The sequence below is a fragment of the Clostridium sp. HBUAS56010 genome (assembly GCF_007115105.1).
Taxonomy (GTDB): Bacteria; Bacillota; Clostridia; order Lachnospirales; family Lachnospiraceae; genus Lacrimispora.
Map to the genome: position 1 here is coordinate 104,084 of NZ_SULJ01000008.1, position 23,116 is coordinate 127,199.

Consider the following 23,116-nt stretch of genomic DNA (forward strand, 5'->3'; position numbering starts at 1 on the left):
AATGAAACAAAATCAATTGGATTATGCCGTTCATATTGAAGATTTAACCGTTGCCTATGATTCCAAGCCGGTTTTGTGGGATATTGACTTAGATATCCCACAAGGAAAACTAATGGCAGTGGTCGGTCCTAACGGAGCGGGCAAAACAACACTTTTAAAAGCCATGCTGGGACTTTTAATTCCGGTTACAGGTTCTGTTGAATTTTTCAAAGTTAAAGAAACCAATCTTCGCAAATTAAAAAACCTGGTAGCCTATGTTCCCCAGAGCGGAAGTGTTGACTGGGATTTTCCCGCAACAGTTTTAGACATTGTTCTCATGGGCTGTTACGGAAAGCTTGGACTGATCCGCCGTCCCGGAAAACAGGATAAAGACATGGCACTAGAATGTTTAAAAAAAGTAGGCATGGAATCCTTTGCCAGCCGCCAGATCAGCCAGCTCTCAGGAGGACAGCAGCAGCGGGTCTTTCTAGCCAGAGCCTTAATGCAGACAGCGGATATTTACTTTATGGATGAACCATTTAAAGGAGTGGATATCCAGACGGAGAAAGCCATTGTCCTTCTCTTAAAAGAACTGAGGGAATCCGGGAAAACAGTGGTGGTGGTTCACCATGATTTACAGACTGTACCCGAATATTTTGACTGGGTAACCTTAATTAACATTAAAATCATTGCCAGCGGTCCGGTGGAAGAAGTATTTCACGAAGCAAACTTAAAAAAAGCTTACCGCAGTTCTGCAAATCTTTTGCAGGGCACTGTATAAGGAGGTGGCAAAATTGGAACAGATCCTTTCCCTTTTCACCGATTATACGTTTCAAACCGTTGCGCTTGGATCTGCGATCCTGGGACTGTTAAGCGGAATCTTAGGAAGCTTCGCAGTTCTCCGAAAGCAAAGCCTTTTGGGGGATGGTGTCTCTCATGCCGCTCTCCCGGGCGTAATCCTTGCCTTTGTGCTGACCGGCTCAAAGAATACGGAAGTGCTTTTATTCGGGGCACTGATCTCCGGCTTAATTGCCACTTTATTCATAATTAGTATTGTAAAACATACCCGGATTCGTTTTGACAGTGCTCTTGCCTTAGTCATGTCCGTCTTTTTCGGACTGGGGCTTGTTCTTTTAACCTTTGTACAGAAGATTCCAAACTCCAACCAGGCAGGATTAAAACGTTTCATCTTCGGGCAGGCCTCTACCCTGCTAAAACGGGATGTAATTTTTATGATTGTATGCGGAGCCATACTTCTGCTCCTGGTATGTCTGTTCTGGAAAGAATTTAAACTTTTTATCTTTGACGCAGAATATGCCAGAAGCCTTGGATTTCCTGCATCCAAAATCAATCTTTTACTTTCTTTTATGATTGTTCTTGCAATTATTATCGGACTTCAGACTGTTGGTGTAATTTTAATGAGCGCCATGTTGATCGCCCCGGCTGTTGCTGCCAGACAGTGGACTGACAGACTATGGGTTATGGTAACCCTTTCTGCAGTCTTTGGGGCCATATCCGGCATTCTTGGAACCATAGCAAGCTCTATAACTGCCAAACTGCCTACAGGTCCTGCCATTGTAGTCTTTATAAGCTGCATTGTCTTATTCAGTATCTTATTTGCACCCGGAAGAGGCATGATCCAAAAGATGCTTCACCGGAAAACCTTACAGCGGTCACTAAAAAACAAAGGAGGGAATGAGGATGTCACCACAATTTGAAATACAACTGATCGCAGTCATTGTTGCAGTCGCCTGTTCTCTGCCGGGAGTCTTCTTAGTCCTTCGGAAAATGTCCATGATGTCAGACTCCATCACCCATACCATTCTTCTTGGAATTGTCCTCGCATTTTTCTTAACCCATGATCTCTCCTCCCCTCTTCTCATTGTGGGAGCCGCTCTCATGGGGCTGGCTACCGTATGGCTGACGGAAACACTGAACCGCACAAAATTACTTTCGGAAGATGCTTCCATTGGAATCGTTTTTCCTCTGCTTTTCTCTATTGCCATTATTTTAATTACCAGATATGCTGGCTCTGTCCACCTGGATACGGATTCCGTCCTTTTAGGAGAACTTGCCTTTGCCCCATTTAACCGGATGATTTTATTTGGATATGACATTGGTGCCAAGGCAATCTACAGCACCCTGATACTGCTTCTCATTAACTTAGGATTCATTGCTTTATTCTTTAAAGAATTAAAAGTTGTTACCTTTGATCCGGTTTTATCCGCTGTACTTGGGATATCTCCTGTTCTGTTTCACTATGGACTGATGTTTCTGGTATCCATGACAACCGTAGGCGCATTCGAAGCAGTAGGTTCTGTCCTTGTAGTGGCATTTATGATCGGACCTCCTACTACTGCCTATCTTTTAACCGATGATTTAAAACGAATGCTGATTCTGAGCGCTGCAATTGGAGCGTTCAACGGAACCTTCGGATTTTATCTGGCTTCCTGGCTGGATGTGTCCATCTCCGGCAGCATGGCGGTGATGACCGGTCTGGTATTCTTTGTGGTTTTTATCACTGCCCCCAAAAGGGGACTGATCAGTTCCATCCGCAGAAGGCGGTTGCAGAAACTGGAATTCAGCAAAAAGACCCTTTTATTCCATCTTCATCAGCACGAAGGAAGCGAAGAAGAGCTTCAGGAAGCCGGAATCCACACCTTATCCGCCCATTTTCACTGGGATCAGGCATTTACCGATAAGATCATAAAATATCTGTTAAAAGATGAGAATATACTGATTGAAAAAGAAATTATTAAACTGACGGACAAAGGTCGGAAAATCAGTGATCAGGAGTATAAAGAAATTTTTTATGAATAAATAAAAATGCCGCCCTCCGTTTCTTCTAAAACGGTGTGGCGGCATCTTATATTGGTCAGGACTCATCCCGCACCTTAATATCCAGAATATCCAGGAAAAAGATGAACAGAGGAATTCCAAACAGCAATCCCCATACCCCGATATAATGTTCGCTGACAAGCAAAATCAGAAATACCAGAAATACCGGAAGCTTGGTTTTTGCAGACATCAGTTTGGGATTCAGCACATAAGTCTCCAGGGAATGAAGCACAACAATCATGATAATTACTTCAATGATCTTGACTGCTCCTCCGATATGAAAGGCAATAATGGCCAAGGGAACCAGAGAAATAATCACTCCTGCAACAGGAATCAATCCCAGAATGAAAATCATGGCTCCAAGCCCCAATGTCTGGGGAAATCCCATAACCGTAAGAGCCAGGACCGATAACACAGAGTTAATAAATGCGATGAGAATCTGGAGTTCAATTACCTTACCAAAAGAATTTAAAAACTTCTTCCCATAAAAAGAGAAATACTCATAGAGAAAGGAAACCTTGCTCTTTTCCATATGTTTAAAGAACGTCAGAATCTCTTCTTTTTCCAAAAGGAATAAAAAGCTGATTAAAAATGCCAGTAACAGATGGATGCTGAACGTTCCTGCCGTTGCAACAAAACCCAGCAGACGCGTCTCCGCCAGTTGAATGTAAGAATCAATCTGGTCTTTTGGAATACTGCTGATTAAATTAAAATCCACTTTTGACTGAATCTCGCTTAAATCAAAGGTTGAGATCATTTCTATCACATCGAGAAGCTGCTGAGTAACCTTTGGAATATAGACAATCCCGGAAATCGTAAAAAAACCAAGAATTACCACATACATCAAAATGGTAATCAGTTTACGGCTGACTTTTATATGATGATTCACTTTATCATAGATAAATTTCTGAAGCTGACCGAAAATAAAAGTTACAATAAATATAAGCAAAAGCTGATTGAGCATTCCCCGGAACAAATACATGAATAGCACCAGTAACAGAATACTGATTAATTTTTTCGCAAGGGAATTATGAAGTATATCATCAAATTTGTCCATTCTAACTGCCTCCCTATTCCCAAAAAGGGAACATATCATTAAGTATAATTTCATCCTTTCTTCCATCCTGTCATGTAGATTATAATATAACTGGAACACTTTGGAAATAGCATATTGAAAAATCTTTCACCGGTCAGGAATTTTTTACCACACCATGGGCTAATAAAAAGTCCGTCCAGATATGATAATAAGCTGCCTTTAAATGGATATTATCAAAGGTATATTCCTCTGGAATACCTCCAGTTTCATCTGTAATTGCCTGATTTACATCAATATAAAAACTATCTTTCTGGTCTGCCAGGGCTGCTATGGCAGCATTGCGTTCCTGAATATTAGGATTATTAAAGATGGGATCTGTATCTGATTTCTTCTTTGATACACACATAATTCCTTCTATAAAAATAACTGCATCTGGCTGAAGCTGCCTGATTCGGTCAATTACCTGACCGTACTGTCTGGCAAATGTCTCTGTGGTTCCCCGCCCCATCTCATTAATGCCTAACATCACATAGATTTTGCCAAACTTCTGTTTTTCCAAAGCCTGTTCTATGGTCAGAGTCTCGCCATTCCCCTGTGCAATCTCTTTATGAAGAACATCGTAAATGGTAAGACCTATATCTGCGTAATATGTAGGATTCTTCCAGCCAGAATATTGTGACAAGCCTACGGTTCTGGAATCTCCTATAAAAAGGGCATCGTCAAAATAACTCTGATCAACCTGGACAAAGCTCTTAACAGTCTCCGGCTGAGCCTGTGTTTCCAGATCAGTCCCTGCTGTCTCTGGCACTGGTTCCTCTGTCTCCTCTGGCTCTTCTTTCTGATCTTCTGCTTTCGTTTTAGCCAAAACCGGCTCTGAGCGGCGCATAAGAATCTCCCAGGGATATGTTCCTTCCTTCATTCCCTCAAACACGGCTGCAAGCTGAGGTTTCTCAAGTGGATTTCCATGGCTTATCTCCGCATAAACACTATTTTTTCCTGCATATCCAATGATGGAAAAAGCGACACTGCTAATCACTAAAAGGACTAACAGACGATATCGTTTAAAGTCTCCCAAATTTTTCATCCCTATCCTTTTCTGTGTTGAAACATTTAAAATTTAAAATATAAGAACGGATTATTTGCTCCGTTTGCTATCTGATATATGGAAAGCCAGAACAGAACCAGTAAAAACAAAGTGCAGACCAGATGATTCTGGAATTTTTGAAAGATCCGTTTTCCCAAAGGAAAGCAAAGAAAAGCTCCAATCAGAAAAAGTACTCCGTACTGGCTGAAATACTTCAAAAAATCTTCGGGATTCACATTTACTCCCGAATAAATACCGGACATTCTGCCAAGATACACACCTAAATCCTTTAACCTGCTGATTGCAAAGATCATCCATGTAACTGGAATTATCAATGCCATATAAACTCTGGAAAGAATCACAGAACGGTCCAGCAAGGGCTTTAAACAAAGCTTTTCTATATAGATCAGCAGGAATAACGAAAAGCCCCACAGAATGAAGTTCCAACTTGCCCCATGCCATAATCCGGTAAGAAGCCAGACAGAAAAAAGATTGATTGCCAGCCGCCCTTTCCCCTTCCGGTTGCCACCCATGGGAATATAAACATAGGTCCGAAACCACATTCCCAAAGTCCTGTGCCATCTTCGGTAGAATTCCGTCACTGATTTTGATATGTAAGGGTGGTCAAAATTCTGAGGCAGATAAAAGCCCAGCATTCTGCCTATTCCAACCGCCATCAGGGAGTATCCCTGAAAGTCAAGATAAAGCTGGATGCTATATCCAAATGCCCCAAACCATGCAAGAGGGGTTGAGATACTCTCAAAACCAATCACCTGTACATCATGCCACAGAATTCCAAGCCGGTCGGCAACCAGTACTTTCATCGCCAGACCCATAATAAAATACCGCAGACCTATTTCCAGTTTAAACACATTGTATTTCCGCTTTACCAGCTCTTTGCCAATCTCTTCAAAGGGAGTGATGGGACCTGATAAAAGCTTTGGAAACATGGTAACATAAGCTGCAAAATTTAAAAATGTAAGTTGTCCTCCAATTGCGCCTCTATAGACATCTGCAACGCAGGAAATAATCTGAAAGGTGTAAAAACTGATTCCTAATGGCAATTCCATATTCATGGCAGGAATATGCACTCCCATTCCCACTGCACCTGAAAGGGCATTTATATTCTCTATAAAAAAATCTATGTATTTAAAGAAAAATAAGCTTCCAAGATTATAAATCAAAGAAGCAGAAAACCAGAATCTGCTGTTTTTTTGATGCCGCATTATTTGACATACCACAATATAATTGATCCCAACGGATAATAAAATCAGCGGAAGATACTTGAAATCTCCAATGGCATAGAAGCAAAGACTTCCTATAAGAAGGACATAATTTCTATACGTTGAAGGAGTCAGATAATACAGAACCAAAAAAGCCGGAAAGAAACGAAATATAAATTCCAAACTGCTGAAAACCACAAAGTTGTCCTCCCTTTTGCTGTCATGTAAGGCTTATATCAATTACTTTTTTATAGGCCACAAGGAAGTATTATAAACTTTTATTTCCAGAATACCATTAATTAAGCATTAATTAATTTTAAGTTTTCCTTTATATATTAACAATCTCTTAACAAATGATTTCATCTATACCAATATATGGAAATAAGCGGTTTTACTGCAAAAAACCGCAGGTATCATACCTGCGGCTTCGCTGTTTCTTTCCTGACACTTTGTTATTTATTTACCATTCATTTCATCTTCAACTTTTTGCACATTCAGCATTTTAGCTTCTTCTTTATACCGTTCCATTCCTTTTTCTACGGTCAGATCACCCATGATTACTTTTGCAGTGATTTCCTGTTTAAGCAGTTCCAAATCTGATTTGATCTTTGTTAAGGTAGATGATACAGGATATACATTTTTAGCAACGTTAAATTCATTGACAATTTTAAGAGAATCTTCTATTTCAGGAGCGAGTTCCATCTTCTTATCGGTCAGATCCAGAGGTCTGATTGCAAGCCATGGAGTCATCCATGCTTTCTTTAAGGTTTCCTGAGGATTTGATAAGGTTGGAAGTGGTTTTAAATATTCTCCATCCTGCTCCCAGTGAAGGCCTTCTACACCACTCTGGAACAACACCTGGCCTTCGCCTCCGTCGTGCATGTATTCAACCATGTATTTAAATATAGATGCAACCCGGTCTTCGCTGATCTTTCCTGAGATACAAAGAAGACTTGGAACTGAAGATTCATATACAGCACCTTTAATTGGTTTGATGGCAATGACTTCTGCTTCCGGAACATTCATTTTGAGACGTTCCGTTAAAGTCTGACCCCATAAGCCGCCCCAATAGTTAAATACACCTACAGAGCCGCTATACCACTGATCCCGGCAGTTAGAAGTTGTATTGGTAATTACTTCGCTGTCAAGAAGTCCTTCTTCATATGCAGTGCGGAGATTGGTCAGTGCCTGATACATGTTATCCTGACCCATTCCATCGACCCATTTTCCATCAACCTTTATAAATTCAGGAGTTGCACCCTGGAAAAATTCCGGTAAGTTCATAGATGATTTCAGTGCCGGAGCAGTAATCGGAACCGTACACTCCGGTATCTCATTTTTAAATCTGCGAAGCATCTCTATAAATTCATCATAAGTGGTAGGAACTTCCATTCCAAGGCGGTCCAGCCAGTCTTTTCTAATATAAGTTACAGATCCAGCGGCTTTTTCCATTGGAATTCCATAGATTTTTCCATCCAGGCTGATAAAATCCCAGGTCTCTGCATCTATCTCATTGTACAGTTCAGAATTTTTAACCAGATCCGTTAAATCCGCAATTGCATTCTGTTTTGCATAAACACCCAGATTTACACCGGTTAAATCAAACACATCAGGAACTGTATCTGATGCAAAGGATAATTCCAACATCTGTGTGTATTCGTTGTTGGATATGATCTCAAGATTCATCTTGATTCCTGTAAGCCGCTCAAATTCTACAGCCCACTGGTCTGTTCCATTCTCCTCATTCAGGCCGTTATGTACCATCCACCGAATGCTCTCTGGTTTCGCCACTTCCCCTTTGTCACCCGTGGTTTCTCCTGCCTTTGTTTCCTGGCTCCCGGTTTCTTTTTTCGGTTCTGTACCGGTTCCCACACAACCGCTTAAAACCCCGGCGCTCATAATTGCCGCCATTGCCAGTGCTGCTGCCTTTTTCATTAATCTCATGATGATCCTCCTTATTTATATATAGTTTCGTAAAACCCTTCTTTGCTGGTGCTGCATCTTACCCCTTCACAGCCCCTATGGTAACCCCTTTTGTAAAATATTTCTGAATAAAAGGATAAATGATCAGGAAAGGGAACACCACTACAATTACAACTGCGGACTTTAACATCTCCTGTGACATGGTAAGGGTTGCCGCATTTCCTGAAATACCATCATTTAAAATCAAATCCCTGACTTTTACCTGGAAGTTCTTCCAGTTTGGATTGGTAATGTAGAGAATAAAGTGCATATATTCATTCCATAACCCTACTGCTATGAATAATCCGATGGACGCCAGCGTCGGTTTGGACAGTGGAAGCACGATCTTCCAGAAGGTATCAATCGGAGTACAGCCATCCAGTGCTGCTGCTTCATATAAGGTGTGCGGAATGGTTTCAAAGAAACTCTTCATAAGAATAATATTATAAGCACTTAAACTGCAGGGAACAATCACTGCAATCAGATTGTTCATTAATCCCAGGTTTTTTATATTTAAGTATGTAGGAATTAATCCACCGCTAAAAAGCATGGTAAACAAAATAAAATTGGTAAATATCTTTCTCCCGGGCAGATCTTTCTGAATAATAACGTAGGCACCCAGAGTGGTAAGAAAAAGTCCCACTGCAGTTCCCACAACTGTGGTCAGTACAGAAACCATTAAAGGTCGGTACAGCGTAACATTTTTCAAAATCATGGTATATGCCGTTGAATCCCACATCTTGGGTCACAGCCGGATTCCATAGGTTGACGGGTCAACGGAATCAACAAACACTTTTAACAGCGGAATCACCATCAGAGCCATTAAGATACCTAAAAACAGATAATTAAAGATCAGGAATACAGCTCTGGCACGATGCCCTTTTTTTAATGAAAACTTCTCTTTGGCTTTTCCTTCCATTATAAAATCCCCTCTCCATTAATTTTTTTACTGGCTCGATTGGCAATGGTCACCAAAATAACAGATATGATTGATTTAAACAAACCGGCTGCGGTTGACAATCCGTAGTCTGCACTGGTAATACCAAGACGGTATACGAATGTTCCAAGAACATCAGAAACACCAAGCACCATGGAGTTTTGCAACACCCATACAGAATCGAACAGATTTAAAACCTTTGCAAGATTTAAAATAAATACCACCAGAATTGTTCCTGAGATTGCCGGAAGGGTAATATACCAGATGCTTTGAATCCGGCTTGCACCATCAATTCTGGCTGCCTCGTACATCTCCTGATCCATACCTGCCAGGGCAGCGATAAAGATGATGGTTCCCCAACCAGTCTCTTTCCAGCGGTTTACCACATAAAAGACCGGTCTCCACCATGGTTCATTTGCTAAAAAATAGATGGGTTCTCCGCCAAACATAGAAATGACCTGATTAATAATTCCGCTCTTAGGTGAAAGGAACATGGTAAATATAGAAGCAACTACAACCCAGGAAATAAAGTGAGGAATATAAACAATGGTCTGGGTCACCTTTCTAAACCGGACTGACGGCAGTTCATCAATGAGCAGGGCAAGACCAACACTGCTGACAAGACCAAGTACCATATTAATGAAACTGATCTGGAGCGTGTTCTTAAATGCCCTCCAAAACGCCGGACTGGAAAACAAGGTACGGAAATTCTCCAATCCAATAAAAACAGGATCTGTAAAAGGTGTGTACTCGGTAAACGAATAAAGGACACCTACCATAGGAAGATAACTGAATACCACCATACTGACAAAAACCGGAAGAAACATAACATAAAACCACCGGTTATGATAGATGCGTGTTCTCAAAGGCAGATTGCTGTGATGAACATATTTTGTTTCTTTACTTTTAGTTTTTCCCATAACTCCCTCCGTATCTTTGGAATTCTTTGTGCATCCCGTCTGTTTATTCATCATACCAGTAAAGAAAAGGCAGCATAAGATACAATTTTTGATTCTAAAAAAATGTATCGAAAAGGGAACCATATTTCACATTTCTGAAATATGGTTCCCTTCTTTACTGGATTTCTCGTTAGTTTCTGGCATCTTTGGGACTAATTCCCTTTGCCCGTTTAAAGGCACGCCGGAAGGACTGAACACTGTTATATCCCACCATGCCGGCAATCTCATTGACAGTAAGAGAACTGTCTTTTAACAGTTCACATCCTCTCTCAATCCGGACATGTTCCAGGTATTCTCCAAAATTAATCCCAGCCTGTTCCTTAAACACAGAAGAAAGGTATCCCTCCGATACTCTGAAAACCGTTCCCACCTGTGCCAGCCCCAGACCGGAATCCATATAATTGGTATTGATATAATCAATGACATTCTCAATCATGATTCCACGCTGCTGTTTCTTCTTCTCTCCGGTTTCCTGGCAGATTCTCTGACACACCTGCTCAAGGCGATGGAAATACTCCTCATATCCCTCTTCGGGATTGATAACAATCTCATTGATCCACAGAATTAAATCTTTGTCTGAACTGTTCTGTTTTAAAAAACCTGACAGCAGTTCTGTAAGCGTTCTGTTAAACTTGATAAAAAGAGAACGCCTCACATTTCTTTTTTCAAAATTTTCTCTTTTTAATATACAAAGAATCTCTTTCACTTCTTCCAGGTGTCCTGCTTTTAGAGATACGAAAAGTTTCTCTTCTGCAATATCGGGGAAATAAAATTCATCATCATTGACAAGCCCCAGGTCATATTCCACCACAGGATTCTGGGCATCGGCATGAGAAAGCGCATGCCTTGCCTCTTCTCCTGACTTCCACAGATACAAAAGATCGCTGCACGTCTTTCCAATTCCCCAACTGGTATTTACCTGGTATTCTGCAATCATCCAGTCATGGATGTCTGTAATGGTCCTTTTAATCTCCTCATAATCCTGGGCAACAGCAAAGATCACCACAGTATCTCTGTAATTCTTTTTGTAAAACCAGACCCTGTCATGATACAACTCTTCCAATCTGTTTCGGATCAGTCCGATAATGATTCTTAATTCATCAAGAGTCTGCCCATCGATATCATTAAAATCGTCGTTGGAAAACAGTTCAAACGATGCCACAAAATATTCCGTATTGGTCATGGCAATCTCTGCTTTCTGCGCAGAGATTCTCAATTGATTTTCACTGTCAAATCCTGCCTTTAAAAGATCGTGGAAAAACTCTTTTTTTCTTGAAGTTTTATCCATATCAAGCTCAGAGAGAAGATTTTCATGATCCTGCAGGATTCCTGTAACCACTTCCCCCATGTTCTGATAACTGCCTGTGGCATTGCCGGAGGAAGATAAAATCCCAAGGATTTCATTAATCGGCTTTCCTTTTTTTACTGCAAGGAGGACAGAAACCAGGCAGCCGGTTAAAATGGCAAAGGTACTTAAACTAAACACCAGATTCCGCAATGCCTCAAATCTTAAAAGCGCAGCTTTTTTAGGCACGGATAGAACATAATCCCATTTGTTCTTATTAGATGTCACACGAATAACGCTCTGCCCTTCCTTTTCAAAATATCCCTGGGCATCAAAAGCATTCTCAATGAGTTGCTGAGCCTTCTGATCTCCATCGGACCAGAGTAAGTTCCTGTCCTGGTCAAAAACCAGTATGGCATAATCTTCCCCTGCATATACTTTTTGAAAATCCAGCAGTTCTTTTAAACTGGAATTCTTCAAACGGTATACAAGGACTCCTTCATTGTCTCCAACCAGATACTGAGAAAATGGCATTCGGTATTCGATGGTATCCCCCTGTCTTCCATATTCCGGAACACGGATATGGGGTGCTACTACTGTTTTCTTCCACTCTTTAAGATTCATACCCCAGTTTTCAAGATAACGTCCAAAGATCTCCGGTCTGTAATATGTTCTGTTATACAAAACCAGATCCACCCCAGGAAAGTACAGATCCCCTTCCTCTAAAAGGTCAATGCTTTGATACTGGGTAATATTATAGAATTCATTCACGCCCTGAAGCGCTGAAATGATGTAGCCTTTGTCATTCTTTTTAAGCCTTCCCATGGACTGGATGGCTGAATTCTGTGCAATCTGCAGTGCCATGCTCTCCATTCGCTCCAGATCATTATCAATGATATTCACACTGTGCTGAAGCATCTTTAAATGAGAATCTTTAATCTCCTCCTCTACAATCTCAAAGGACCTCTGAAATCCATAGCTCAACACAAGAAACGGTACTACCAGAACCAATATGTATGAAATGAGAAATTGTATAATTGAATTTCTCTGATATATATTCCATAATTTCTTCATGATCTTCCATTCCTGTTCTATTCCCCATACGCTCCTCATCGTAATCCGTAAAGGATATTCGTTGGCAATAAAACAGCTTTTCTAAATTTGTTATTATAATTGTATATCCTTTTTGCAATTATTACAACACAAAATAGTTAATATCTATACAAATATCTCTCTCACCTTTTATTACATGGTTACTTTGTACAAATAAAAGCAAAACAAAAAGGAAAATACCAGAGTTTTTTTAGATTAATTTTTCCCTTATTGAATGAAATTTATCAAAAAGCAAATTATACCAACATTTAACAATTATTTAACACAACTGAGGTCATAAATATATTATACTATACTGGGATCAGTTCAGCCACCTGTATACCACTAACCAGAATACACAAAGGAGAAACTATGGAACTAACTACCATACTAGGCGTTATCGTCGGCATTATTGCAGTTGTTGGCGCCATGATTTTTAAACACATTGAATTCACGGTTCTATTAAATCCTGCCGCCTTTTTTGTTATCGTGGTAGGTACGATTGCCACAATATTGATTTCCTTTCCCGGGCAGAATGTCAAAGTCATTGGTTCTCTTTTTGGAGTCCTCTTTACAAAGAAAAAAGGGCTTTCTGAAACAGAAATCATTGAAACAATCTATGAATTGTCAAAGCAGGCACGTACAGACGGATTTTTATCACTGGAATCCAAAGTAGAAGAACTGAAACACCCTTTCTTAAAGAAAGGCGTACGTCTGCTCGTTGACGGAACCAGCGGAGAGTTGATTGAAGATATTTTAGAAACGGAAATCGAGGCAATGGAAAAACGGCATGAAATCAATGCCAGTGTCTTTTCCTCCGCAGGTACTTATGCTCCCACCCTGGGCGTTTTAGGTGCGGTATTCGGTCTGATTGCTGCCATGTCCTCCATTAACGATACGGACAAGATGGCAGAAGCCATCGCAGCGGCGTTTGTTGCTACCATTCTTGGTATTTTTACAGGCTATGTATTATGGAACCCTTTTGCAAAAAAGCTGAAAGTAAAAAGCCAGCAGGAAGTAATGACAATGGAGCTGATCGTAAAAGGAGTGCTTTCCATGCAAAACGGCGACTCTCCTTTCATACTTAGGGAAAAATTACTTGCCTCTCTTCCCAAATCAAGACAAAAGAAACTTTCCGGGCAGTCTAAGTAAGGGATAAGGTGATTGGATATGTCAAAAAAAAGAAAACAGGTACATCAGGAAGAAGAAGCAGGGGAAGCATGGCTGCTCCCGTATTCAGATCTAATGACTCTTCTGCTTGCGGTTTTCATTGTACTTTTTGCAGTTAGTAAAATTGATGCGAAGAAGGCACAGGATATCTCCCAGAAATTCTCTGACACTATGATTAATGAACACTATGCACAGGGACAATCCTCAGGCGGCGGCAAAGGTGGCCCGCTGAATATTGAGACCCAGAGCCAGTTGGAAAGTTTCTTTGGAGAATATGAGCTTAAAAAGCTGGAGCATTTAAAGACAGAGCTGGATACAAAACTGGATGACAATCACATGGAAGATTCCGTATCAACCATGATTGATATGCGTGGCCTTGTAATCAGGCTGAATAATGCAGTACTCTTTGATTCAGGAAGTGCAAAGATCAATAAGCACGCAGACACACTGAATGAGGTTGCCGATATTCTCAATACCACAGATAATTATATCCGTATTGAAGGTCATACTGACAATGTTCCCATCAGCAAGAGTTCCTACTCTTCCAACTGGGAATTATCTACGGCAAGAGCTGTCAGCGTTGTAACTTATTTTATTGATGAATGTAATTTCCCTCCGGACAAACTCATCGCAGTGGGCTACGGGGAATTCAAGCCAGTTGCGGAAAATGACCGCGCGGAGGGAAGATCAAAGAACAGACGTATTGATATCATTGTTCTAAGCGAACAATATAACAATCTGGAAGAACACCTGGTTAAATAAACTTTGATTAACTGTAAGCTGGAAAGCAGCCATAATACGGCGCCTTTCCAGCTTATTTTATATCATGATGCAAGTATTTTGTTGGAAAGCAGCAACAGGGGTCCTCATAAGAAAGGGAAAAGAGTAGCAGAAGTAAAAAGAATTATATGAGGTATTCAGAAAAGCGATTCTTAAAGCTCTCATTGTCCAGTTTATCCGTGTGTAATACTAATTCCATCTTATTGGTTATGGAAGTCATAGAAAAAACTCCAATCAATGATTTTGCATCTGCAGCTTTATTGTAAAAATTTAAATCAGCATCAAATTTATATTGGCTGATAAGCCTTACAAAATCAATAATCTGATCTGCAGTGTGAAAGCGGATTTTAAAACGGTACATGTAGATTCCTTTCAATAAAATTCAACTTTTTTAGCGGGAATTGGAGCTATTGATACAAATAATCATATTATCAGATACCCACCCACTCTGAGTACGATTAGCAATTATATTACGATTCAAAACATATGTCAATAGAGAATCCCGTATTATTTAAACCAGTCCAAAACCCCTCTTAAAGTCTCAGCCAGTTAAAAAGTCCCAGGATGTCAATACTGCCATAACCCCAGACTGGATTTGGATATACCATAGAATTAGAACGGGATGCTCCCCTCACCAAAAGCCGACTCACATCTCTTCCTGTAATGGTGTCATAATTGCCTCTGATTATGCCCCACTCCAACACCATGGCAGCAATTCCGCAAGCATGTGCAGCAGCAGCTCCGGTTCCGGTTCCAGACCCATATCCTCCACCAGGCACGGGACATAATATCTGGTAACCTGGAGCTGCCAGATCAGGAACCGCCGTACGGGATGCGGAAAAGCCTCTGCTGGAATCCAGGAGAATGCTTTTATTCTGTTGATTATAGGCGGTTACTGTCAGGGGATTTATGGTATTACCAGGGGAAGTTACTGTCGTCTCCGGAGACGCTTCCAAAAAGTATGTTTCTTTGGAAATAATCTCACCGGAAGGAAGCCATACATCAAAGTCTGCAGGCCGAAAGTCAATATTGGAAACCTTGATTCTCCAGATTCCCTGCATGGCATTCTGGAACCGCACAACAATGAGCTGAGCACCGGTTTCTTCCTCTAAAATAAAATTGTTAACAAAAACAGTGGTGGGTCCAAAAACAAACTGAAACTTCAGGCACTCATCAAATCTTGGATGAATGACCTTGGTGGTTTCTCTGGTTGGGGTTGAAATGGATATATTCAGCCGATAAGGCTCATAGTTCCATAATTCAAAAAAGAACTCCTGATCTTTTTCCCCCACCCGGAGTTCAAAATCCCCTTCATAGCTTGGAGAAGATATCTTTCCTCGATAATGCCTCCTGTTATTTCCTTCATTGCCTGCTGATATACAGACTGCCGTTCCCGGATAAGTTGCCAGATTATTGATATAGTCTCCAAAAGGACCGCCTCCAATATGACCGCCCTGACTGGAACCTACCCCAATGCAGATCGCCAGGGGGCGTTTTAACTGTACTGCTACTCTGCGCAGATACTGAATTCCCAACATAATATCTGTTTCCAGATAACATTCCACCCCATCTCTGACGCAGAATATCTTCCGGTTGTATTTTTTTGCCTGCTTTAATTTAACCACTATCAGTTCTTGGAGGCAATTCCCCAAAAACCATGTTCCAACTCCTGACTTCCGGCTGCAATTCCTGCCAGCATGGTTCCATGCCCATTGTCATCCCTGCTAGGAACAATGGATGCCGGATCTGCAGATCTAAGGGCAAGATTAATTGATTCTTTTGTATACTCAGTTCCAAAGGAGAATCCTGCAGGCGGTTTTTCTGATTCAATTGTCTGATCCCATATGGAAACAATCCGGCTGCTTCCATCCCGGTTCAAAAAGGCTTTATGCCTGTAATCAATTCCTGTATCCACAAATCCCACTAATACCCCCTGCCCATACAGGGAAAAATTAGGATTACGCTGAATAGAGGGGACCTTTGATGCCTCCAGACTAAGCACCGAATTCAGGGTAAATATAAGTGGGAAAATGGTATATGGGTATTTTCCCATAAAACACATATGAAATTCGCTGACAGGCTCATAGAGGATGGAGTGTCTGTCATTAATTGGAGTCAGATTTCCATCCTCTCTATGATTTTCAGCGAATTCATTGTTAAGCATCAGATCAAAATAATTTTCATCAACAGCTTTCATCATCATCTCCCCTCTTTCATTAGAAAATAGAACTTTCCTTATTCTATGACAGAAGATAATCGGAAATGATAAATCGTCAGAGCCTTCTTTTCTTTTAAGAAATTACTTCTGCCACCTGCTCCATCTCCCCGCACATCAGTAAGAACGCTCCTGTTCCATGAAGGTCATTTTCACTGGTAGGCCGGTTGCAGTAATGTTTGTAATCTCCAACCCCGGTTCCCACACAGATTCCTCCTAAGATCAGATCCTCTCCCCTGTATGCCAGACGGTCTATGACCCCTTCAAAGGCTTTTCGTGCAGTCTTTAAGTGTCTTTTATCTAAAAATCCCATTCGTACACTTTTACAGATTGCCGCAGTAAAGAGACAGGTACAGGACGTTTCCAGCCAGTTATCTGGTAACTGCCCTTTATCAATCACCTGATACCAGAGTCCACTGGCATCCTGATATGACTCCAATGCCTCCAGAAGATTTATTACCAGTTTTTTCAGTTTCTCATATCCTTCATGAGCCTGTGGAATGCAATCCAGTTCTTCCAATACTGCCACAGGCACCCAGCCCATTGCTCTTCCCCAAAATTCCGGCGAACGGCCAGTGGATTGATCTGCCCAGGGTCTCTCCCCTATGCTGTCCCAGGCATGATACCAGAGACCTGTCTTTTCGTCTCTCGTCTTCTCTTCCATTAAAAGTGCCTGGAATACACAAAGATCAAAGCAGGATTCATCATGAAATGTTTTTCCATATAATGCAGTAAAAGGTCCTGCCATGTATAATCCATCTAGCCACATCTGTTCCCGGTTTTTCTTTTTATGCCAGAAACCGCCCTCCCGGTTCTTTGGAAAGTTCTTTACCACTTTCATCAGCGTATGAATGGCTTTTTCGTATCTGTCTGCCCCCGTTTCCTCATACATCCGGTATAAAAGCACTCCAGGCTGTACATCATCCAGTTCATCTGAATCAAAACCAGTAAGATCTCCTTCCGGCGTGATAAGGCTGTTCACCCAGGAATCAATATAGGTTCTATATTTCTTTTCCCTGCTGATCCGGTAAATCATCTCCATACCGGATAAAAATACTCCCTGATGATAATGAAAATGACCTTTGGGAGGCAGATCCTCAGGTTCAAACTTTCGCATCAAGGTATCACATGCCTCCATGGCACAAAAAAGAGGGGAATGCCCTTTATAATTATACTGATTCATTTGTTCCTCCTGGCTAATACGTCATTCCATTGTTCTGGCAGAAACGCCGCTGTATGGGTCAGCATCTGTGTTAATAATTCATGGGCCTGGTTCTTTTCTATCTTTGCCTTTGCATTTGGATCATTCATCAGTGCAGAAAGCGCAGCTTCAAAATCACAGTTCATGGCAGCATTTAAAATGACTTCCTGATTCTCCGCATGAGGAAGAACCAGTGAAAGAATGGATTCCGGAATTTCTCCTGCCAAAACCGGGCGAATATGATCTTTTGAAAATACGGCATTGGTTTCTACCACCGTTTCCTTTGAAAGATTTGGTATCTGCCCTCCAGTGTTTGGTATATTTACATTACTGATCCATCTGGTCAGTCCGCACAACGCCTTGATTAACATAACCCCCTCTTCTCCGGAAGGCTTTAATTCTATTTCTTCCTCTCCCCGGACCAGTCTCCCGCTTCTCTCCAGACGCTCTTTCCACTGATCTTTTCTGGAATCCACGGTGGTCAGGGAAAACATCCACTCTTTTACTGTCTCCGGATCTTTTAAGTACTCATCTCCTGGCATGAATTCTGCCAGATGCCGGTCTCCTGCCGCAGCAATGAAACCATATTTTAAAAAGAGATCAAACTTTACCCGCTGACCGCTGGAAAATGCCTGATTCAGCCAACTGTCATCGCCTTTTTTATATCCGGTCTGATAGTGGGAATCCACATATTTTCTGTATACGGGAAACAGGTCAATTCCTTTATAAGAAGCCTCTGTAAACCAGGTAAAATGATTGATTCCCACCACGTTTACCATGATTTCACTGCGCTTTACTCCGGTTATCGCTTGTTCATCCTGCAAAATATTGGCAAGCATCTTCTGGGTTCCAAATACTTCATGACAACAGCCAAATGCTTTGATCTGGGGAAAAACATGATACAGTGTCTTTATGCACAGACTCATGGGATTGGTGTAATTAATGACCCAGGCATTGGGTGCATATGCTTTAATTCCTCTGGCAATTTCCACATACATTGGAATCGTCCGCAACGCACGGACAATTCCCCCAGGTCCTACCGTATCCCCTACGGACTGCCAGATTCCATATTCCTCCGGCTGGTGTACATCAAAGTGCATCTCCTCCAGAGTTCCCGGAAGAATGGACAGAATAACAAAATCCGCTCCGGTTAATGCCTCCTCCATACCATCTGCCACTTCATAATCCCATTTGCCTGTCACATCCGTTCTGGCTGACAGACGGTTTCCTATGATTTCATTATACCTGGCTGCCGGTTTATCAATGTCATACAAAGAGATTTTTCCAGACAGCGCCGGCTCCATGGCAAGATCCGCCATCAGACGCCATGCCCAGCCTCTTGACCCTCCCCCAATATAGGCAATTTTACAGTCTTTGATGGTTCCTTCATATACGTTCATGGTTTCCTCCTTATTGATAGAAACGGGTCAATATTTTCATATTCCACAGTCCATTCTCCATTATCAGGGAATCCAGGAGTCTTGATATCTTCTCCTTCATATCCGGCTGTCATCAGTGCCGCTGCCAGAAGAAGCGAACCATTCCCGGGAAGATACAGAGGAAGATCACTTCTTGTAATCTGCATATTATTGCCATTTTCCAGATAAGCGTTTTTCGGAGTATCCATTAACAGAATATCCACAGCCAGTTCTGGTTCATGTAGCCGCACCGCAGTCATTGCCATCATGGCAAAATCCCAGCCCCATAAGGTCTCATAATTCCAGCACTCCAACACCTTTAAAAGAGTTCGTTTCATCACCTGACCATCAATCCGGTCACTGTCAATGAGACCGAAAGCACCAACCATGGAAGGATGATCCCGGTTATATTGTGTAAAGGTGTCCGGACAATGCTCGTGGGCAAGATACACTCCTTCCTGCTCCGTCAGACATGCCATATGCTCTGCAATCTCTTTCCATTTAGGGTCTGGAGTCTTATTTAAGCGGTTTGCCCACTCAAGTGCAATGTTAAGGGTAAAACGCCAGTATTCCACTTCAAAAGCCGGATTATGGGTCTTTGTCTCATTATGACATTCCTGAACCGGAATAACCGGGGATACAAGATCATAGCAGCCGGTCTTTGGATTCCAGAGAACAACATCAGCCATAAATACAGCCGTTTCCTCTACCAGCTTCCAGAAACGCTCCAGAAATTCTTTCCCGGGACTGTTTTTGTATGCCAGTTCCAGCATGTAGATCACATGAGGCTGCTGCCAGATCAAAAGAGGCGCCACCGCAGAAGGAGCATCAATCCCTTCTAATCCTATCATCTTTGGCCACCTTGCTCCCTGAAATCCATTTCTGGCTGCATTTTCTCTCGCCTCTTCCAGATGCTCCTCATACCATACCAGGCTTTTTTCCAAAAGATCGCTGTGATTCCAGAGAGGAAGCCAGGCACAGTGCCACAGATACATCTCCAGATGCATCTTTCCATACCAACTGTTACAGGTCAGCCCCGTTTCCTGAGGAGGGGCTGAACCGCTGGAATTCACTGCCATCAGATACTGGGACAGTATAATTCTTCTTTCCAGTTCTACTGCCCGTTTGTCTTTGCTCTGGTTGAGCCTTATGATTCCTCCCTTTTCCCAAAAATCTTCCCAGCCCTGACGGCTGTGATCAAATACCATGGGGGCATCCAGATTCACTTGGGGGCAGTCTTTCGAAAAGCTTAGTGTGAATTCAAGAACTCCTTCCCCTGGAATAATATAGAGCCTGTGATGTTCCAGATCCAGTTCCACGGTTCCATTGGTAACAATTCCGGCATAATAATGATCCTCATCAAGGGTTCGCTTTAATACCAGCCTGCCTTTTTCCAGAATGACACAACTGGTTGTATGTCTTTCTTCATGTTCCCAGTCAGAAGCAGAAATATGGGAAGAACCGTAAGGAAAATCAATCGCTGCCTTTACACTCCCTTTTTCTGCTGCCTGACCGGTTATTCGAAATCCAAGAATCTGATTTCCTTTGTTATCACAAGCGGTTTCTACCATTAACGGCTCTCCATTGATGGTAAATTGACTTTTTAATATTCCCTCATATAACTTCAATTCCTGATGAACAGAACCAATCATGGCCGCTGTAATGCTTTGCCCCTTGTATAAAAGCCTGACTCTGCCCAGATTCAGCCTGTGGGGATTTTCCCGAAGCCAGTCATACACTGCTTCATTACCAGGATACCTTCTTTTGGGATAACTGGTTTTTCTGCCGTGTAGGTCATACTCTGTCATGCTTAAATCTTCCAGGGAGTATTTACTTTTTTCTCCCTTTGACGGTGTTGTATGAAATCCCCACTGAGACATGGTACATAGCGGAACGGTGTTATATTCTTCATATAAGGTCTGCGTTCCTGTAACATCGGCGGTAAATGCCAGTTCTCCATTTCCAACGGTCAGAGGGGAATCAGCGGTTATTTCTGTCAGAACAGGATTATGCCGTTGGATTAATTTTTTTCTGTTAATCTTCAATTAAATTCTCCTTTTATCCTTTTACAGCTCCAAGCATGACACCTTTTTGAAAAAACTTCTGCAAAAACGGGTAAATGCAGATGATTGGAAGGCTGCTGACTACAATCAGTGCATATTTCAAAAGCTGCTGCACCTGAGGGGCTCTTGCTGCACCGATATCCTGCATCATATCTCCCATCTGGCTTTCCACTAAAATATTTCTTAGTACTAATTGCAGGGGATACTTGGATGGCGTCCTTAAATAAATGGATGCACTAAACCAGGAATTCCAGTGGCTTACGGCATAATAGAGCACCATCACCGCCAGAGTTGCTTTTACAAGGGGCAGCATGATCTTTCCAAGGATCTGAATGTGACTGGCTCCATCAATTCTGGCTGCCTCGGAAAGAGACTCCGGAACCGCCATAAAAGCACTTCGCATAATGATTAAATTGGAGGTGCCAATGGCACCAGGCAAAATCAGGGACCAGACGCTGTTTAACATTCCAAGTTCCTTCACATTTAGATAGGTCGGAATCAGTCCGCCGGAAAAATACATGGTTACAATGACCAGTATGGTCAGAAATCTTCGCAGCATCAGTTCCCGGATGGATAAGACGTAAGCTCCCAGCACCGTAAGAATCAGATTAAAGACCAGCCCTACAAACAGAATAAAAAAGGTATTGGCAAACCCGCTCATAACCAGTCGGTTTTTGAATACCATCTGATACCCTGCAAAGGTCAGATCTCCCAGTGGTTTAAGGAGCAATCCCCCATGTCGCATAAACGCATCGGGATCGCTGACTGAGGCGATTAAAACAAAATAAAACGGATACAGGCATGCTATGGCTATGGCAGTCAGAATTATATAATTTACAACGGTGAACATGCGGTATCCTCTGCTTCTTTCTTTCATCTGCCTCTCCCCTCTACCACAGTCCCATATCTGTGACTTTTTTGGTTATTTTGTTGGCGGTTACAACAAGAAACAAGTTAATGACGGAATTAAAGAAGCCTACTGCTGCTGCATAACTCCAATCTGCCTCCTGAAGCCCTTTTCGGTAAACATAGGAAGATATGACATCGGCAGTTTCATAGATTCCAGGATTATATAGCAGAATAATCTTTTCATAGCCTACACTCATTACCGTTCCGATTCTCATAATAAACATCATGATAATGGTCATCATAATGGCTGGCAGTGTAACATGAATGGTCTGTTTCCAACGGTTTGCTCCGTCAATTCTTGCTGCCTCGTACAGTTCCTGGTCCACTCCTGCCAGAGCAGAGATATAGATAATCGCACTCCAGCCAATGGTCTGCCACAATCCGGATAATACATAGATGGGGACGAAATAATTTTTATTTGACAACATGGACAGGTTCCCATCCACCAGTCCCAGACTTGAGAGCATCTGGGTAATGAATCCATTGTGATCCACAAACAACCGGACCATACTGCAGATTACTACCATGGATATAAAGTGGGGCAGATAGGTAAGGGTCTGAAGCATGCTTTTGTATTTCCTGCACCGTACTTCATTTAATAAAAGCGCCAGTATAATGGGAGCCGGAAATGTCACAAGGAGATTGGTGATACTGATGACCAGGGTGTTTTTGATCAGCCTTCCAAAATACACGGAGCTAAAAAAACTGATAAAATGCTTGAAACCAAAATCAGCCGCCCAAGGACTGTCTAAAATCCCTTTATAGGGTGTAAAATCCTTAAAGGCAATAATAAGACCATACATGGGTTTATAGCAGAATATCAGATAAAATGCTAAAACCGGCAGAAAGAGAACATATGCTGACCGGTTCTTTACCAGATCTTTTTTTAATCTGCTCATATAGGAACCTTTGGAATCCAGGGGTAACCGTTTTTTTCTTCTTATTAAGCTCTGCATGAAGTCCTC

Annotated in this window: 21 protein-coding genes; 5 read left to right on the forward strand and 16 right to left on the reverse strand. The window is 41.8% G+C overall.

From position 1 onward, the window contains the following. The first annotated feature begins 1 nt into the window (after window position 1). Genes FAY33_RS13395 through FAY33_RS13405 form a run of 3 tightly spaced genes read left to right on the forward strand, consistent with a single transcriptional unit; the run spans window position 2 to window position 2,799 of the window. Window positions 2-760 (forward strand): metal ABC transporter ATP-binding protein, encoded by a 759-nt coding sequence (locus FAY33_RS13395; RefSeq protein WP_143321737.1) that lies wholly within the window; start codon window positions 2-4, stop codon window positions 758-760. Window positions 761-773: 13 nt separating this feature from the next. After that, window positions 774-1,697: an iron chelate uptake ABC transporter family permease subunit gene (locus tag FAY33_RS13400; protein WP_143321738.1), complete on the forward strand. Its 924-nt coding sequence runs from the start codon at window positions 774-776 to the stop codon at window positions 1,695-1,697. After that, window positions 1,681-2,799, forward strand: a complete 1,119-nt coding sequence (locus tag FAY33_RS13405; RefSeq protein WP_143321739.1) for a metal ABC transporter permease — start codon at window positions 1,681-1,683, stop codon at window positions 2,797-2,799. The genes FAY33_RS13400 and FAY33_RS13405 overlap by 17 nt, the downstream gene beginning before the upstream one ends. Before the next feature lie 55 nt (window positions 2,800-2,854). Here the strand turns inward: FAY33_RS13405 and FAY33_RS13410 are convergent, their stop codons facing one another. From FAY33_RS13410 to FAY33_RS13440, 8 genes are all read right to left on the reverse strand, one after another. Further along, window positions 2,855-3,874 (reverse strand): AI-2E family transporter, encoded by a 1,020-nt coding sequence (locus tag FAY33_RS13410; protein ID WP_143321740.1) that lies wholly within the window; start codon window positions 3,872-3,874, stop codon window positions 2,855-2,857. 133 nt (window positions 3,875-4,007) lie between these two features. Further along, window positions 4,008-4,937 carry a GDSL-type esterase/lipase family protein gene (locus FAY33_RS13415; RefSeq protein WP_143321741.1) on the reverse strand — a complete coding sequence of 310 codons (930 nt, stop codon included), beginning with the start codon at window positions 4,935-4,937 and terminating at the stop codon, window positions 4,008-4,010. 26 nt (window positions 4,938-4,963) lie between these two features. Beyond that, on the reverse strand, window positions 4,964-6,358 hold the full coding sequence (locus tag FAY33_RS13420; RefSeq protein ID WP_143321742.1) for an MBOAT family O-acyltransferase: 1,395 nt from the start codon (window positions 6,356-6,358) through the stop codon (window positions 4,964-4,966). A gap of 258 nt (window positions 6,359-6,616) precedes the next feature. Beyond that, a complete protein-coding gene (locus FAY33_RS13425; protein WP_143321743.1) occupies window positions 6,617-8,104 on the reverse strand; it encodes an extracellular solute-binding protein in 1,488 nt (495 codons plus the stop codon). Between the two features lie 58 nt (window positions 8,105-8,162). Next, window positions 8,163-8,861: a carbohydrate ABC transporter permease gene (locus FAY33_RS13430; RefSeq protein WP_243126743.1), complete on the reverse strand. Its 699-nt coding sequence runs from the start codon at window positions 8,859-8,861 to the stop codon at window positions 8,163-8,165. A gap of 6 nt (window positions 8,862-8,867) precedes the next feature. Further along, the gene (locus FAY33_RS19960; RefSeq protein ID WP_243126744.1) at window positions 8,868-9,041 is read right to left on the reverse strand and encodes a hypothetical protein; all 174 of its coding nucleotides are present in this window, start codon (window positions 9,039-9,041) and stop codon (window positions 8,868-8,870) included. Continuing rightward, window positions 9,041-9,979, reverse strand: a complete 939-nt coding sequence (locus FAY33_RS13435) for an ABC transporter permease subunit (protein WP_143321744.1) — start codon at window positions 9,977-9,979, stop codon at window positions 9,041-9,043. The genes FAY33_RS19960 and FAY33_RS13435 overlap by 1 nt, the downstream gene beginning before the upstream one ends. 169 nt (window positions 9,980-10,148) lie before the next feature. Further along, a complete protein-coding gene (locus FAY33_RS13440) occupies window positions 10,149-12,377 on the reverse strand; it encodes a helix-turn-helix domain-containing protein (RefSeq protein ID WP_185967631.1) in 2,229 nt (742 codons plus the stop codon). Between the two features lie 390 nt (window positions 12,378-12,767). Between FAY33_RS13440 and motA the strand changes: the two genes are divergently transcribed. Both motA and FAY33_RS13450 read left to right on the forward strand, forming a co-directional pair. After that, window positions 12,768-13,547 (forward strand): flagellar motor stator protein MotA, encoded by a 780-nt coding sequence (gene motA, locus FAY33_RS13445; protein WP_143321746.1) that lies wholly within the window; start codon window positions 12,768-12,770, stop codon window positions 13,545-13,547. An 18-nt stretch (window positions 13,548-13,565) separates the two neighbouring features. Then, complete coding sequence (locus FAY33_RS13450; protein ID WP_143321747.1) at window positions 13,566-14,327, forward strand: flagellar motor protein MotB; 762 nt, start codon at window positions 13,566-13,568, stop codon at window positions 14,325-14,327. 142 nt (window positions 14,328-14,469) lie between these two features. On the opposite strand, the gene FAY33_RS13455 is transcribed toward FAY33_RS13450, so the two are convergent. The 8 genes from FAY33_RS13455 to FAY33_RS13485 form a co-directional block, all read right to left on the reverse strand. Next, complete coding sequence (locus tag FAY33_RS13455) at window positions 14,470-14,706, reverse strand: HPr family phosphocarrier protein (protein WP_143321748.1); 237 nt, start codon at window positions 14,704-14,706, stop codon at window positions 14,470-14,472. Window positions 14,707-14,878: 172 nt separating this feature from the next. Next, window positions 14,879-15,970, reverse strand: coding sequence for a S8 family peptidase (locus FAY33_RS13460; protein WP_279231871.1), 1,092 nt, complete (start codon window positions 15,968-15,970; stop codon window positions 14,879-14,881). Between the two features lie 2 nt (window positions 15,971-15,972). Next, a complete protein-coding gene (locus FAY33_RS20095) occupies window positions 15,973-16,548 on the reverse strand; it encodes a S8 family serine peptidase (protein ID WP_279231872.1) in 576 nt (191 codons plus the stop codon). 88 nt (window positions 16,549-16,636) lie between these two features. Further along, complete coding sequence (locus FAY33_RS13465; protein WP_143321749.1) at window positions 16,637-17,743, reverse strand: glycoside hydrolase family 88 protein; 1,107 nt, start codon at window positions 17,741-17,743, stop codon at window positions 16,637-16,639. Continuing rightward, on the reverse strand, window positions 17,740-19,161 hold the full coding sequence (locus FAY33_RS13470) for an alpha-glucosidase/alpha-galactosidase (RefSeq protein ID WP_143321750.1): 1,422 nt from the start codon (window positions 19,159-19,161) through the stop codon (window positions 17,740-17,742). Before FAY33_RS13470 ends, FAY33_RS13465 begins: the two co-directional genes overlap by 4 nt. Next, entirely contained in the window at window positions 19,158-21,224 is a 2,067-nt protein-coding gene (locus FAY33_RS13475) for a glycoside hydrolase family 65 (RefSeq protein WP_143321751.1), read from the reverse strand. Before FAY33_RS13475 ends, FAY33_RS13470 begins: the two co-directional genes overlap by 4 nt. Before the next feature lie 13 nt (window positions 21,225-21,237). Continuing rightward, a complete protein-coding gene (locus tag FAY33_RS13480; RefSeq protein ID WP_143321752.1) occupies window positions 21,238-22,119 on the reverse strand; it encodes a carbohydrate ABC transporter permease in 882 nt (293 codons plus the stop codon). Between the two features lie 13 nt (window positions 22,120-22,132). Then, window positions 22,133-23,107 (reverse strand): ABC transporter permease subunit, encoded by a 975-nt coding sequence (locus FAY33_RS13485; protein WP_143321753.1) that lies wholly within the window; start codon window positions 23,105-23,107, stop codon window positions 22,133-22,135. Window positions 23,108-23,116 lie beyond the last annotated feature (9 nt).

Excerpts from the sequence above, each read along its gene's own strand:
- FAY33_RS13395 (WP_143321737.1), top strand. The coding sequence starts at position 2 with ATGAAACAAAATCAATTGGATTATGCCGTTCATATTGAAGATTTAACC.
- FAY33_RS13405 (WP_143321739.1), top strand. The coding sequence starts at position 1,681 with ATGTCACCACAATTTGAAATACAACTGATCGCAGTCATTGTTGCAGTC.
- FAY33_RS13410 (WP_143321740.1), bottom strand. The coding sequence starts at position 3,874 with ATGGACAAATTTGATGATATACTTCATAATTCCCTTGCGAAAAAATTA.
- FAY33_RS13415 (WP_143321741.1), bottom strand. The coding sequence starts at position 4,937 with ATGAAAAATTTGGGAGACTTTAAACGATATCGTCTGTTAGTCCTTTTA.
- FAY33_RS13425 (WP_143321743.1), bottom strand. The coding sequence starts at position 8,104 with ATGAGATTAATGAAAAAGGCAGCAGCACTGGCAATGGCGGCAATTATG.
- FAY33_RS13430 (WP_243126743.1), bottom strand. The coding sequence starts at position 8,861 with ATGTGGGATTCAACGGCATATACCATGATTTTGAAAAATGTTACGCTG.
- FAY33_RS19960 (WP_243126744.1), bottom strand. The coding sequence starts at position 9,041 with ATGGAAGGAAAAGCCAAAGAGAAGTTTTCATTAAAAAAAGGGCATCGT.
- FAY33_RS13435 (WP_143321744.1), bottom strand. The coding sequence starts at position 9,979 with ATGGGAAAAACTAAAAGTAAAGAAACAAAATATGTTCATCACAGCAAT.
- FAY33_RS13440 (WP_185967631.1), bottom strand. The coding sequence starts at position 12,377 with ATGAAGAAATTATGGAATATATATCAGAGAAATTCAATTATACAATTT.
- motA (WP_143321746.1), top strand. The coding sequence starts at position 12,768 with ATGGAACTAACTACCATACTAGGCGTTATCGTCGGCATTATTGCAGTT.
- FAY33_RS13450 (WP_143321747.1), top strand. The coding sequence starts at position 13,566 with ATGTCAAAAAAAAGAAAACAGGTACATCAGGAAGAAGAAGCAGGGGAA.
- FAY33_RS13455 (WP_143321748.1), bottom strand. The coding sequence starts at position 14,706 with ATGTACCGTTTTAAAATCCGCTTTCACACTGCAGATCAGATTATTGAT.
- FAY33_RS20095 (WP_279231872.1), bottom strand. The coding sequence starts at position 16,548 with ATGATGATGAAAGCTGTTGATGAAAATTATTTTGATCTGATGCTTAAC.
- FAY33_RS13465 (WP_143321749.1), bottom strand. The coding sequence starts at position 17,743 with ATGAATCAGTATAATTATAAAGGGCATTCCCCTCTTTTTTGTGCCATG.
- FAY33_RS13470 (WP_143321750.1), bottom strand. The coding sequence starts at position 19,161 with ATGAACGTATATGAAGGAACCATCAAAGACTGTAAAATTGCCTATATT.
- FAY33_RS13480 (WP_143321752.1), bottom strand. The coding sequence starts at position 22,119 with ATGAAAGAAAGAAGCAGAGGATACCGCATGTTCACCGTTGTAAATTAT.
- FAY33_RS13485 (WP_143321753.1), bottom strand. The coding sequence starts at position 23,107 with ATGCAGAGCTTAATAAGAAGAAAAAAACGGTTACCCCTGGATTCCAAA.